We start from the raw sequence: 13,900 nt of genomic DNA on the forward strand, positions 1-13,900 counted from the left end.
TTGCGTCGGGCGTTCTGACTGGCAGAACGCCCACCTCAACCGGAGTTGCATATGTCCCTGCCGCCACTGAAGGATCAGTTTGACGCCCTGCTGAGGCTCCCCTCGATCAGCTGCACGCAGGCGGACCTGGACCAAAGCAATCTGCCCGTCGTAGAGCTGCTGGCAAGCTGGCTCACCGACCTTGGCTTCGACTGTCGCCTGCTGCCGATCGCCGGCCAGCCAGGCAAAGCCAACCTGATTGCCTCCTACGGCAGCGGCCCCGGCGGCTTGGTCATGGCCGGCCACACCGACACGGTTCCCTGCAACCCAGAGCGCTGGCAACACGATCCCTTCGCCCTGACCGAGGCGGACAATCGCTGGTACGGGCTTGGCAGCTGCGACATGAAGGGCTTCTTCCCGCTGATTATCGAGGCCGTCCGCGGCTACCTCGACCAGCCGTTCAAACAACCGCTGATCATCCTTGCCACCGCCGACGAAGAAAGCTCCATGAGCGGCGCACGCGCACTGGTCGCTGCCGACTTCACCCAAGCGCGCCACGCAATCATCGGCGAGCCCACCGGTATGCGGCCAATCCGCCTGCACAAGGGCATCATGATGGAGCGCATCGACATCATCGGCCAGGCCGGCCACTCCTCCGACCCAAGCCTGGGTCATAACGCCATGGAGGCCATGCACGCGGTAATCGGCGATCTGCTGCAACTGCGCGGTAGCTGGCAGAAGCGCTGGAACAACCCGTTATTCGGCGTACCCACACCCACACTGAACCTCGGCTGCATCCATGGTGGCGACAACCCCAATCGCATCTGCGCCAAATGCGCCCTGGAGTTCGATATCCGCCCACTGCCCGGTATGAACGGCGATGAGCTGCGCGCAGCGATCCGCGAGCGACTGCTGCCGATCGCTGCCGAGCATCAGGTGCAGATCGATTACAAACCACTGTTTCCTGGCGTACCTGCGTTCGAGACCCCGGCGGACTCACCGATCGTCCGCGCCTGCGAAGAGCTGACCGGGCAAAGCGCCGCCGCAGTGGCCTTTGCCACAGAGGGGCCCTATCTCAACCAACTCGGCATGCAGACCCTGATCCTCGGGCCCGGCGATATCGATCAGGCGCATCAGCCAGACGAGTTTCTCGCCCTGGATCGCCTGCAACCGACCATCGACGTACTGCAAGGCCTGATCCGGCGATTCTGCCTGCAGTAACAAGGCGGCTTGAAGGCCCGCCCGCAAACCCCTTTAATAGCTCTTTTGTCTGGAACACCGCGCATGCTCGACTACGTCAACTGGTTCCGCCACTCGACGCCCTACATCAACCAGCACCGGGACTGCACCTTTGTGCTGATGCTGCCGGGCGAAGCCATGATCCACGCCAACTTCAACAACATCATCCACGACATCATGCTGCTCAGCAGCCTGGGCGTGCGCCTGGTGCTGGTTCACGGCTCGCGCCCGCAGATCGAGGAGCGACTGACCAGCCGCGGCATCCGTTCGCACTACCACAACGACCTGCGGGTAACCGACATGGACACCCTCGGCTGCGTGATCGACGCCGTCGGCAGCCTGCGCATCGCCATTGAAGCTCGCCTGTGCGCCCAACAGTCAGGCACCCGGTTGCGGGTCATCAGCGGCAACCTGGTTACCGCTAAGCCGATTGGGGTTGTGGATGGCGTCGACTTTCACCACACCGGTGAAGTGCGCAGAGTCGATCGCAAAGCGATCACCCGCCACCTGGATGAACAGGACATTGTGCTGCTCTCCAGCCTTGGCTACTCGCCGACCGGCGAGGCGTTCAATCTGGCCTGCGAGGACGTCGCCACCAGCGTCGCCGTGGCGCTGGGAGCGGACAAGCTGATTCTGTTTGGCGAAGACGCCGGCATCCGTGACGAGCAGGGAGAGCTGCTGCGCGAGCTGAAGCCAACCCGCGCAGCCCCCCTGCTGGCCAAACTCGGCAACAGCCAACCCGGCACCCTGCTGCAGGCCGCCTGCAAAGCCTGCAATGCCGGGCTGCGGCGCAGCCACATCGTCAGCTTTGCCGACGACGGTGCGCTGCTGACTGAACTATTTACCCGCGACGGTGGCGGCACCCTGGTCAGCCAGGAGGCCTTCGAGCAGATCCGTGGCGCCAGCATCGACGACGTCGGCGGCCTGCTGGAGCTGCTGCGGCCACTGGAAGAGGCCGGCATTCTGGTACGCCGCTCGCGGGAAGTACTGGAAACCGAGATCAGCCAGTTCACCCTGATCGAACGGGACGGCCGCATCATCGGCTGCGCCGCCCTGTACCCGCTGGAAGGCTCCAGCGCCGCGGAACTGGCCTGCGTTGCGATTGACCCGACCTACCGCCAGGGCGGCCGGGGTGATCAGTTGCTGCAGCACATCGAGAGCCAGGCCCGCAGCCTGAAGATCGACACCCTGTTCGTACTTACCACTCGAACCGCCCACTGGTTCCGCGAACGCGGCTTCGAACCCAGCAGCGTAGAAAGGCTGCCTGCCAAGCGAGCTGCGCTGTACAACTTCCAGCGCAACTCAAAGGTGTTTGAGAAAAAGCTCTAGCACTTTCATCACCAGGTCTTGATTAAAAACCGACCCCGAAGCAGGCAACGCCAGGGTCGGCTTCCGTAGCAACAACTAGAAATTCGGTTAGCGGAGCGTAGCAGGCTAAACCCTGCTTATTCCAGAACATCGACTTCAACGCCCCCGCAGCTAGGCAAACAGCCGCCGACACGGCTGCATGCCGCCCCGTGAATTGGTATGCTTGCCCGTCTGCACTACACCACGAGAACTCCGTCATGCCAGATTACCGCTCGAAAACGTCCACCTTCGGCCGCAACATGGCCGGCGCCCGCGCCCTGTGGCGCGCTACCGGCATGAAGGACGAAGACTTCAAGAAGCCGATCATCGCGATCGCGAATTCCTTTACCCAGTTCGTGCCGGGCCACGTCCATTTGAAGGATCTCGGCCAACTGGTCGCCCGGGAAATCGAGAAGGCTGGTGGCGTGGCGAAGGAATTCAACACCATCGCTGTCGACGACGGCATCGCCATGGGCCACGACGGCATGCTGTACTCGCTGCCCAGCCGCGAGATCATCGCCGACTCGGTCGAATACATGGTCAACGCCCACTGTGCCGACGCCATTGTCTGCATCTCCAATTGCGACAAGATCACCCCCGGCATGCTGATGGCGGCTCTGCGGCTGAACATCCCGGTGGTGTTTGTTTCCGGCGGCCCGATGGAAGCCGGCAAGACCAAACTGGCCAACCATGGTCTGGACCTGGTTGACGCCATGGTCGTTGCCGCTGACGACTCCTGCTCGGACGAGAAGGTGGAAGAGTACGAGCGCAGCGCCTGCCCGACTTGCGGCAGCTGCTCCGGCATGTTCACCGCCAACTCGATGAACTGCCTGACCGAAGCGCTGGGCTTGTCGCTGCCGGGTAACGGCTCGACACTGGCGACCCACAGTGACCGCGAGCAGCTGTTCCTGCGCGCCGGCCGCCTGGCTGTTGAACTGTGCCAGCGCTACTACGGCGAAGGTGACGAGTCGGTTCTGCCGCGCAACGTCGCCAACTTCAAGGCGTTCGAAAACGCCATGACGCTGGATATCGCCATGGGCGGTTCGACCAACACCATCCTGCACCTGCTGGCTGCGGCCCAGGAAGCAGAGATCGACTTCGACCTGCGTGACATTGACCGCCTATCCCGCAAGGTGCCGCAGCTGTGCAAGGTGGCGCCGAACATCCAGAAGTACCACATGGAAGACGTGCACCGCGCCGGTGGCATCTTTTCGATCCTCGGCGAGCTGGCCCGTGGCGGCCTGCTGCACACCGACGTCAGCACCGTACACAGCCCAACCATGGCCGATGCCATCGCTCAATGGGACATCACCCAGACCAGCGACGAAGCGGTCCACACCTTCTTCCGCGCAGGCCCGGCAGGCATTCCGACCCAGACTGCGTTCAGCCAGAGCACCCGCTGGGACAGCCTGGACGATGACCGCGCCGAAGGCTGTATTCGCTCGGTGGAGCACGCCTACTCGCAGGAAGGCGGTCTGGCGGTACTGTACGGCAACATCGCGCTCGACGGCTGCGTGGTCAAGACCGCCGGCGTCGATGAGTCCATCCACGTCTTCGAAGGCAACGCCAAGATCTTTGAAAGCCAGGACAGCGCCGTCAAAGGCATCCTCGCCGACGAAGTGAAGCCGGGTGACATCGTGATCATCCGTTACGAAGGCCCGAAAGGCGGTCCGGGCATGCAGGAAATGCTCTATCCGACCAGCTATCTGAAGTCCAAGGGGCTGGGCAAGGACTGCGCTCTGCTGACCGACGGTCGCTTCTCTGGCGGCACCTCAGGTCTGTCGATCGGCCACGCCTCTCCGGAAGCGGCAGCCGGTGGCGCCATTGGTCTGGTCCAGGACGGCGACAAGGTACTGATCGACATCCCCAACCGCAGCATCAACCTGCTGGTATCGGATGAAGAACTGGCCGCTCGTCGCGCAGCTCAAGACGCCAAAGGCTGGAAGCCGGCTGCACCACGTCCACGCAAGGTCAGCACTGCGCTCAAAGCCTATGCCCTGCTGGCAACCAGCGCCGACAAGGGCGGCGTCCGCGACAAGGCGCTGCTGGACGGCTGATCCTCTCCCCGCGCGCAGGGCTCCGCCCTGCGCCAACTTTTCGCCATATCAGACAAAAATACAAAAATAAAGCCAAAATTATGGCGATGGCGGCATTTAGCCATACCGTCCGTCGGAGATTCGTCTGTACCCGGCATTCTTGGATGGGCTACAAAAGCGTGACAGCGTTAACATGTTGAGGTGGCAAAACTGCACATGGACGAATAACACCAGCCGACTGGGTCCTTATTCATGGAACGCGCAGCACGCAAGATTTTGTTGGTAGAAGCCAACCCGACAAAGCGCGAGCAACTGCTCGAGCTCTGCCGTGCCCCGTCTGCCGGGCCACTGCTGGTCGACATCTGCACCAGCACCCGCGATGCCGCTGCCCGCCTCAGCGCTCAAGACTATGACGCCTGCCTGCTACCCAACGAACCAGCACTGCTGCAGGACGCCCGCCGCGCGTCGGCCGACACTCTGCTGCTGCTGATCAGCGATGACGACTGCGCCGAGCGCGATGGCGCCGCCATTGAAGATGGTGCCGACGACGTCCTGCCGCGCGACACTCTCAACTCAGACGTTATAAAACGCGCACTGGTGAATGCCGAGCGCCGCCGATGCAGCGGCGAGAAACTGCAGCAGATGGCGCGCCAGGATCCGCTAACCGGCCTCGGCAACCGCGCCCTGCTGGAAGCCGAACTGGACCGCATGATTTTGCGCGGCCAGCGCAGTCCCACCGGCTTTGCCCTGCTCTATATCGACCTCGATTACTTCAAGCAGATCAACGATAGCTTTGGCCACGGCCTGGGCGATCTGCTGCTGGCGGTCATCGCCAATCGCCTGCGCCGCACGATGCGCCAGGACGACCTGATCGCCCGTATTGGCGGCGACGAGTTTGTTGCCCTACTGAATGATCTGCACGACCCGAACGACGCGGCGCTGATCGCCAGCAAGATCATCCATACCCTGAGCGAACCGATTACCCTCAGCGGCCACCATCTGCTGGTATCTGCCAGCGTCGGTATCGCCACCTTCCCTGGTCACGGCGCCAATGCCGCAGAGTTGCTGCAGCATGCAGACCAAGCCCTGTACCGCGCCAAGGCCAACGGTCGCAACGGCTATGCGTTCTTCAATCCGCAGCAGGACGCAGAGACCCGGCACAACCTGGATATCGAACAGGGCCTGCGCCACGGCCTGCTCGAAGGCCAATTCCGTCTGCACTATCAGCCGATTGTCGACACCAACCACGGTGACACCGTGGCGTGGGAGGCGCTGCTGCGCTGGCAGCACCCGCAGCTCGGCCTGCTGACGCCAGATGCGTTCCTTAAACTCGCCGAACACAGCGGTCTCATCCTACCGATGGGCCACTGGGTGATTGGTCAGGCGCTGCAGGCGGTCAAACAGTGGCTCGATGCCGGCGTCCATTGCCGCCTATCGATCAACCTCAGCGATCGCGAACTGAAACAGCCCCGCTTCGTGGATCAGCTGCGCCAGCTGCTGATTCGCAGCAAGGTGCCACCACACATGATTCAGCTGGAGCTGCGCGAGGACGCCCTACTCAAGCACGCCAGCCAGGCGACCGCACTCTGCAACGCGCTGCATGAACTGGGCGTGGAAATCTGGCTGGATCATTTCGGTTCAGAATACGGCGCCCTCGGCTATCTGAGCCGACTGCCGATCAAGGGCGTCAAGGTGGACTGCCGGGGCTTGAGCGAAAGCCCATCGCCCGAGCAGGGCGCGTATCTGCAGAATCTGATTACCCTGTCACGGGGCATGGACAAGCAGGTTGCGGCCAACTATGTAGAAGACGCGCGGGTCGCAGAACAGCTCTCACGCTGGGGTGGCAATCTGCTGCAAGGCTACTGGATCGGCATGCCACGGCCGCTCGAAGAGCTGATCGGGCAACCGGACGCTGCCCTCAACTGACTCAGCTGCGTCGCTCAAGCACTTGGTAGACGTGCGCAGGATAGCCCTCGCCCGCCTCAACCTTCCGCTCGCTCGCCAACACCCACTCTGCCTCATCAAATTCGGGAAACCAGGCGTCGCCCTCGGGTGTCGCATCAATGCGCGTCAGGTACAGACGATCAGCCTCTGCCAGGCACTGGCGATAAAGGGTTTCACCACCAATGACCATGACCTCGTCAACACCGTCAGTCGCCGCCTGCTGTTCGGCAAAATCTAGCGCGGCCTCTATCGACTCAAACACCTCTGCCCCTGCCAGTTGCAGATCAGCCTGACGGCTGACGACGATATTGGTTCGCCCCGGCAGCGGCCGCCCAAGCGAATCAAAGGTCTTGCGCCCCATGATGATCGGTTTGCCCAGCGTCGTAGCCTTGAAGTATTTCAGGTCCTCCGGCAGGTGCCAGGGCATACCGTTGTCCAGACCGATCACCCGATTACTGGCCAGCGCCGCGATCATGGCGATTTTGATCCCGCTCATACTGCCACCGGCGCCTTGATATGCGGATGAGCCTGATATCCCACCAGCTCGAAATCCTCGAAGCGGAACGCGAACAGATCACGCACATCCGGATTAAGCTTCATGGTCGGCAGCGGCAGCGGCTCACGGGTCAACTGCAGATCGGTTTGCTCAATATGGTTGGCGTACAGGTGACAGTCGCCCCCAGTCCAGATGAACTCGCCCGGCTGCAGATCGCAGACTTGCGCCACCATCAGCGTCAGCAGCGCATAGCTGGCGATATTGAACGGCACACCGAGGAAGATATCTGCTGAACGCTGATACAACTGACAGCTCAATTTGCCGTCAGCGACGTAGAACTGAAACAGCGCATGACACGGCGGCAGCGCCATCTGATCAACCAGCGCCGGGTTCCAGGCTGACACGATCAGTCGGCGCGAATCAGGATTGCTCTTGATCATCGCTATCAGCTTGCTGATCTGATCGATGGACTCGCCGTTTGGTGCCGGCCAACTGCGCCACTGATAGCCGTATACCGGCCCCAGGTCGCCGTTCTCATCAGCCCATTCATCCCAGATCGAGACGCCGTTTTCCTTCAGGTAACGGATATTGGTATCACCCTGCAGAAACCACAGCAGCTCGTGAATGATGGACTTAAGGTGGCACTTCTTGGTCGTCACCAGCGGAAAGCCCTCGGCCAGATCAAAACGCATCTGGTGCCCAAACACACTGTAGGTACCGGTGCCGGTACGATCGCTCTTGAAGGTGCCGTTCTCGCGCACATGGCGCATCAGGTCGAGATACTGTTTCATGCGGTGCGCCCCTCACGCCGATAGGCAAGCCCCATTAACAGAGCGCCTAGAAGAATCATGGGAATACAGAGTAGTTGACCCATGGTCAACCAATTGAACGCCAGATAGCCGAGCTGAGCGTCCGGCACACGAACAAACTCAACAGCAAAGCGGAAGCAGCCATAACAGATGGCAAACAGACCACTGACAGCCATGGTCGGCCGCGGCTTGCGTGAATAGAACCAGAGAATGGTGAACAGCGCGACGCCCTCCAGCGCAAACTGATACAGCTGCGACGGGTGGCGCGCCAACTGCTCGGGGTCGGTCGGGAAGATCATCGCCCAAGGCAGATCGGTTGGCTTGCCCCACAGTTCAGCGTTGATAAAGTTACCGATGCGCCCAGCCCCTAGTCCGATCGGCACCAGCGGCGCAACGAAATCGACCAGTTCGAAAAAGCGCTTGTTGTGCTTGTGCGAGAACCACAGCAGCGCCAGCAGCACCCCAAGCAAACCTCCATGGAATGACATGCCACCCTTCCAGATCTCAAGCACGAGCAGCGGGTTATTGATGTAGGAGGCCAGATCGTAAAACAGCACATAACCCAACCGGCCGCCAGCGATCACCCCCAGCGCTACCCAGAACACCAGATCAGACAGCGTTTCCTTGCTCCAGGTCGGGTCGAAAGCGGCCAGCCTGCGGCGCGCCAGCCACCAGGCGCCACCGATGCCGATCAGATACATCAGCCCGTACCAATGGATCTTCAACGGGCCGATGGCGAGCGCCACGGGGTCAATTTGCGGATAGGTCAACATGCAGGATCCCTAGACAAGAAAGTTGATTCCAACACAAAGCAGCAACAAGGCAAACAGGCGCTTGAGCACATCCTGCGACAACCGGTGCGCCAACCTGGCGCCGAACCCGGCAAACAGCATGCTGGTCGCGGCAACACCGATCAGCGCCGGCAGGTAAACATACCCGAGACTCCATGACGGCAGCTGACTCTCGCCCCAGCCGGTAAAGATAAAGGACACCGCACCAGCCAGCGCGATGGGCAGCCCGCAGGCCGACGAGGTGGCGACCGCCTGCTGCATCGGCACGCTGCGCCAGACCAGAAACGGCACAGTCAGCGAGCCGCCACCAATACCGAAAATCGCCGACGCCCAGCCGATCACCCCTCCGGCAACCCCGAGGGTTGGCTTGCCCGGTTCAGCCAGCGCAGCCTTGGGCTGCAGCTTGAAGCCCATTTGAATGGCGATACAGATGGCAAACACGCCGATGATCTTCTGTAGCAGCGGACCGCTGATCTGCGCTGCGGTCAGCGCACCGAGCACCGTACCGAGCACAATCCCGACAGTCAGCCAGACAAACAGATGCCAGCGCACCGCGCCCTTTGCATGGTGCGCGCGAATCGCATTGATGGAAGTAAACACAATGGTCGCCAGCGAGGTACCCACTGCCATGTGGGTCAATACGTCGGGGGCAATACCCTGCAGCGCGAAGCTGTAGACCAGCACCGGAACAATGATCATGCCACCGCCGACACCAAACAGCCCTGCCAGCGTGCCGGCAAAACCACCCAGCACCAGATAGACCAAGAACTCCACAACACCCCCGAAAGCGAACCCGCGCAAGTCGGCTAGTCTATCGCGGATCGCCCCGATCCGACACACGGGTTACACTGCCGCGACCGTACCGAGGAGTAGCTTGATGTGTCTGATCGCCTTTGCCTGGCAGCAATCCCCACAGCAGCCGCTGCTGCTGATCGGTAACCGCGACGAGTTCCATCACCGCCCGACACGGGCGTTGAGCGAATGGGCTGCCGAAGGGCATCCCGAACTCCTGGCGGGCAAGGACCTGGAAGCCGGCGGAACATGGCTTGGTGTCACCCGCGAGGGGCGCTTTGCTGCGGTCACCAACATCCGCTCACCGGGCGCCGCCAAGGCGCCCAAATCACGCGGGCAACTGCCGCTGGATTACCTGCTGGGTGCACTTGGGCCGGCCGATTTCCTGAATACACTGTGCAGCGCTCTGGATCAGTACACAGGATTCAACCTGCTGGTCGGAGACCGCGAACAACTGTGGTTCCTCAACAGCCAGCATGGCCAGCCACGCCGACTTGAGCCAGGCATCTACGCCGTATCAAACGCCGACCTGGATAGCCCCTGGCCGAAAACACTGGCGCTGCGCAGCGGCTTGGCGAATAACCTCAACGCCAGCGATGACGCCCTCTTCTCACTGCTCGCGAAAGACCAGCTCTACCCCGACAATCAACTACCCAACACCGGCATCAGCCTGGAATGGGAACGTATGCTGTCTGCGGCTTTCATTGTTGGGTTACCCGAATACGGCACCCGCTCCAGCAGCATTCTGCGCCTGCAGGCACAGGATCGCGTCCGCCTTAACGAACGCCGATTTGGACCACTTGGGGAGCCGCAGGGCGAAACCTGCAAGGAGTGGAGCTAAAAGCTCAGCGCGGCTGCGACAGCACCTTGCCGAGCCCCATGCCGCGCAGGGCGAGATGCAGCGTGCTGAGTACCAGATGCGGGTTATCCAGCTCGATAACTTCATCCAGCAGGGCCTTGGCATCGGACAGATTGATCTGGCGCAGCAGCCACTTCACCTTCGGCAGGTTGGTCGCGTTCATCGATAGCGCGTCGCATCCCATGGCCATCAGCAACACGGCAGAAGCAGGGTCGCCAGCCATCTCGCCACAGACGCTCATCGGCTTGCCCGCTTCCCGGCAAGCCGTCGCGATCTTGATCAGCGCCTGCAGCACCGCCGGGTGCAACGAATGATAGAGATCGGCAACACGCGGGTTATTGCGGTCGACCGCCAGCAGATACTGGGTCAGGTCGTTAGTGCCTACCGACAGAAAATCGACCAGTTGGATCAACTCACGCGCCTGATAAACCGCAGCAGGCACCTCAATCATGACTCCGACCGGCGGCATCGGGACGTCGACACCCTCGTCCAGCACTTCGCTGTAGGCGCGGTGAATAAGGTGCAACGCCTCCTCTACCTCGAACACACTGCTGACCATCGGCAACATGATGCGCAGATTGTTCAGACCCTGACTGGCCTTGAGCATCGCCCGCATCTGCACCAGAAAGATTTCCGGGTGGTCGAGCGTCACGCGAATACCGCGCCAGCCGAGGAAGGGGTTGTCTTCCTTGATCGGGAAATAGGTCAGCGCCTTGTCGCCGCCAATATCCAGCGAGCGCATGGTCACGGGCAGCGGATGAAACGCCTCGAGCTGCTCGCGATAGATTGCCTGCTGCTCTTTCTCGCTGGGGAAGCGATCCTTGATCATGAACGGCACTTCGGTGCGGTACAGACCAACCCCCTCGGCGCCACGGTCCAGCGAGCGAGCCACATCCGCCTGCAGACCGGTATTGACCAGCAACGGCATGCGATGCCCGTCAAGTGTCACGCAGGGTACGTCGCGCAGCTTCTCCAGCCCCTGCACCAGCTCACGCTCTTCGCGCACCAGATCCAGGTATTGGCGATGCAGCTCCTGCGACGGATTGGAATACACTTCGCCGCGGTTGCCGTCGACGATTAGTTCCATACCGTCGAGGCGTGTATACGGCAGGTCCAGCGCACCCATCACAGTCGGGATACCCATCGCGCGAGCCAGAATAGCCACATGCGAACTGCCCGAGCCAAGCACCGAGACGAGGCCTACAAGCTTTTCCTTCGGCACCTGGCCAAGCATGACCGGCGACAGTTCTTCGCTGACCAGAATGGTGTTCTCCGGGAACACCAGTTCCTGCCGCCCCACTTCCTGCAGATAGGCCAGGATGCGGCGCCCGATATCCTTGACGTCTGCGGCGCGCTCACGCAGATACGGGTCGTCCATCAACTCGAAACGGGTGACATGTGAGCTGACCACTTCGCGCAGCGCGCCCTGCGCCCACTGCCCAGTGCGGATGATATTGGTCACCTCGTTTCCGAGCGCCGCATCATCGAGCATCATCAGATAGACATCAAACAGGGCCAGCTCTTCGGGTCGCAGCTGGGTCGAGAGCTTGCTGGACAGCTGCTGCATGTCATCGCGCACACTGTCCTTGGCACGACGGAACAGCGCAATCTCGGCGTCGACATCCTGAATCTGCTTGTCCGGAACTGACTTCAGGTCGGCCGGAGGCAGAATCACGACCGCATGGCCGATAGCCACGCCCGGTGCGCCGGCCACGCCATCGAAGCGTGTGTCCTGCACCACTTCGCCACCCCAGCCCAAACCGCCAATGGCACCGGTTGCTTCGGCGTGTGCGATAACGCCGGCAAGCTGCGCACTCATCGTGACCAGGAAGGCTTCTTCGCCCTCGTCAAACTGGCGGCGCTCCTTTTGCTGCACCACCAGCACGCCCATCACCCGGCGGTGGTGGATGATCGGCACGCCGAGGAAGGAGGCATAGCGTTCTTCGCCAGTCTCGGCGAAATAGCGAAAACGGGGGTGGGAAGCAGCGTCTTCGAGGTTGACCGGCTCCTCGCGGGTGCCGACATAACCGATCAGACCCTCGCTGGTGCCCAGAGTAACGGCACCAACGGCGTCCTTGTTGAGACCCTCGGTCGCCATCAACACGTAGCGACTGATTTCCGGGTTAAGCAGATAGACCGAGCAGACCTCGGTGCCCATGGCTTCACGCACGCGCTGCACTATGATGTCCAGAGCCGCTGCCAGATCTCTGGCAGAGTTGACCTCCTGAACAATGCGGCGCAGCGTATTGAGCATATTCAACTACCCGGCAGGCTTGAGAGCAGTCTCGGCGCAAGTTCCTTCATGGCACGCCGATAGACATCGCGTTTGAACGGGACAACCTGGCCCAGAGGATACCAGTAACTCACCCAGCGCCAGCCATCGAATTCCGGTTTTGCGCTGCGCGTCATACAGACCCGCTGATCCTCGGACTTGAGACGGAGCAGAAACCACTTCTGTTTCTGGCCCACACAAACCGGTTGCGAATGGCTACGAATCAGCCGCTGCGGCAGACGATAACGCAGCCAGCCACGGGTACAGGCAAGAATTTCAACATCTTCAGGCAGCAGACCGACCTCTTCGTGCAGTTCGCGATACAGCGCCTGCTCAGGGCTTTCATTGCGCTGAATACCGCCCTGCGGGAACTGCCACGAATCCTGGCCGATGCGCCTTGCCCAAAGCACCTGACCCAACTCATTGGTCAGGATGATGCCGACGTTGGGTCTGAAACCATCGGGGTCAATCACAGCCACTATCCCTTATTCAATTATCACCGCATTGTTCCACAAAGCACGGCGCAGCAGCAATTACGGAAATGCCACCGATTGATGTCAGCGATTGCGGGCATTTGCCCGCCGAGTGGATTATTCTAGCGACCCGCCAACCGTCTCAGGAGACCGCCCGTGTCACTCGCCATATTCGACCTCGACAACACCCTGCTTGGTGGCGACAGCGACCACGCCTGGGGCGAGTTCATTGTTGCCCACCGGATCGTCGACCCGGACGAGTACAAGGCGCGCAACGACCAGTTCTTCAACGACTATCTGGCGGGGCGGCTGGATATCCAGATCTACCTGAACTTCTGTTTGCAGCTGCTCGGGGAGCACCCAAACGAGCAGCTCGAAGCCTGGCATCGCCAGTTCATGCAGGAAAAGATCGTACCGATCGTGCTGCCCAAGGCGCAGGCGCTGATCGAGCGCCATCGCCAGGCTGGCGACACCCTGATGATTATCACCGCCACCAACCGCTTCGTTACTGCACCGATCGCCCGCCATCTGGGCATCAACATCCTGCTGGCGACCGAATGCGAGAAGGACGGTGAGCGCTACACCGGTCGCACCACCGACATCCCCTGCTTCCGCGAAGGCAAGGTCACTCGGCTGGAGCGCTGGCTGCTGGAGAACAATCGCACGCTGGAAGGCAGCCACTTCTATAGTGACTCGCACAATGACCTGCCGCTGCTGGGCATGGTCGACCACCCGGTCGCAGTCGATCCGGACGACACCCTGCGCGCCCACGCCGAAGCCCAGGGCTGGCCGGTGATCAGCTTGCGCTGATCAGGCTAGCGATACTGGCACGATGTTCAGGCCGAAAAAAAACGCGCGACATT

The 13,900-nt window shown here is 61.3% G+C and carries 12 protein-coding genes; 6 read left to right on the top strand and 6 right to left on the bottom strand.

Features of this window, described 5'->3' with window-relative positions; translation table 11 throughout:
* Window positions 1-51: 51 nt before the first annotated feature.
* The 4 genes from argE to AAFM31_RS10700 all read left to right on the top strand — a co-directional run bounded on the left by argE (window position 52) and on the right by AAFM31_RS10700 (window position 6,527).
* Window positions 52-1,200, top strand: coding sequence for an acetylornithine deacetylase (argE, locus tag AAFM31_RS10685; protein ID WP_341707908.1), 1,149 nt, complete (start codon window positions 52-54; stop codon window positions 1,198-1,200).
* Window positions 1,201-1,263: 63 nt separating this feature from the next.
* The gene (gene argA / locus AAFM31_RS10690; protein WP_341707909.1) at window positions 1,264-2,547 is read left to right on the top strand and encodes an amino-acid N-acetyltransferase; all 1,284 of its coding nucleotides are present in this window, start codon (window positions 1,264-1,266) and stop codon (window positions 2,545-2,547) included.
* Window positions 2,548-2,783: 236 nt separating this feature from the next.
* Window positions 2,784-4,622 (top strand): dihydroxy-acid dehydratase, encoded by a 1,839-nt coding sequence (gene ilvD, locus AAFM31_RS10695; RefSeq protein ID WP_341707910.1) that lies wholly within the window; start codon window positions 2,784-2,786, stop codon window positions 4,620-4,622.
* A gap of 231 nt (window positions 4,623-4,853) precedes the next feature.
* Window positions 4,854-6,527 (top strand): EAL domain-containing protein, encoded by a 1,674-nt coding sequence (locus AAFM31_RS10700; protein WP_341707911.1) that lies wholly within the window; start codon window positions 4,854-4,856, stop codon window positions 6,525-6,527.
* Between the two features lies 1 nt (window position 6,528).
* On the opposite strand, the gene AAFM31_RS10705 is transcribed toward AAFM31_RS10700, so the two are convergent.
* Genes AAFM31_RS10705 through AAFM31_RS10720 form a run of 4 tightly spaced genes read right to left on the bottom strand, consistent with a single transcriptional unit; the run spans window position 6,529 to window position 9,415 of the window.
* Window positions 6,529-7,041: a dihydrofolate reductase gene (locus AAFM31_RS10705; RefSeq protein WP_341707912.1), complete on the bottom strand. Its 513-nt coding sequence runs from the start codon at window positions 7,039-7,041 to the stop codon at window positions 6,529-6,531.
* Window positions 7,038-7,832 (bottom strand): thymidylate synthase, encoded by a 795-nt coding sequence (locus tag AAFM31_RS10710; protein ID WP_341707913.1) that lies wholly within the window; start codon window positions 7,830-7,832, stop codon window positions 7,038-7,040. Before AAFM31_RS10710 ends, AAFM31_RS10705 begins: the two co-directional genes overlap by 4 nt.
* Window positions 7,829-8,623, bottom strand: coding sequence for a prolipoprotein diacylglyceryl transferase (gene lgt, locus AAFM31_RS10715; RefSeq protein ID WP_341707914.1), 795 nt, complete (start codon window positions 8,621-8,623; stop codon window positions 7,829-7,831). Before lgt ends, AAFM31_RS10710 begins: the two co-directional genes overlap by 4 nt.
* A gap of 9 nt (window positions 8,624-8,632) precedes the next feature.
* Window positions 8,633-9,415 carry a sulfite exporter TauE/SafE family protein gene (locus AAFM31_RS10720; protein ID WP_341707915.1) on the bottom strand — a complete coding sequence of 261 codons (783 nt, stop codon included), beginning with the start codon at window positions 9,413-9,415 and terminating at the stop codon, window positions 8,633-8,635.
* A gap of 103 nt (window positions 9,416-9,518) precedes the next feature.
* Between AAFM31_RS10720 and AAFM31_RS10725 the strand changes: the two genes are divergently transcribed.
* Window positions 9,519-10,274, top strand: a complete 756-nt coding sequence (locus AAFM31_RS10725) for an NRDE family protein (RefSeq protein ID WP_341707916.1) — start codon at window positions 9,519-9,521, stop codon at window positions 10,272-10,274.
* 4 nt (window positions 10,275-10,278) lie between these two features.
* On the opposite strand, the gene ptsP is transcribed toward AAFM31_RS10725, so the two are convergent.
* Window positions 10,279-12,546, bottom strand: coding sequence for a phosphoenolpyruvate--protein phosphotransferase (ptsP, locus tag AAFM31_RS10730; protein ID WP_341707917.1), 2,268 nt, complete (start codon window positions 12,544-12,546; stop codon window positions 10,279-10,281).
* A 2-nt stretch (window positions 12,547-12,548) separates the two neighbouring features.
* A complete protein-coding gene (rppH, locus tag AAFM31_RS10735) occupies window positions 12,549-13,037 on the bottom strand; it encodes an RNA pyrophosphohydrolase (RefSeq protein WP_341707918.1) in 489 nt (162 codons plus the stop codon).
* A 156-nt stretch (window positions 13,038-13,193) separates the two neighbouring features.
* Here rppH and AAFM31_RS10740 point away from each other — a divergent pair, with 156 nt between their 5' ends.
* A complete protein-coding gene (locus AAFM31_RS10740) occupies window positions 13,194-13,847 on the top strand; it encodes an HAD family hydrolase (RefSeq protein WP_341707919.1) in 654 nt (217 codons plus the stop codon).
* Window positions 13,848-13,900: the final 53 nt, after the last annotated feature.

The sequence above is a fragment of the Halopseudomonas sp. genome (assembly GCF_038130085.1).
Classification (GTDB): Bacteria; Pseudomonadota; Gammaproteobacteria; order Pseudomonadales; family Pseudomonadaceae; genus Halopseudomonas.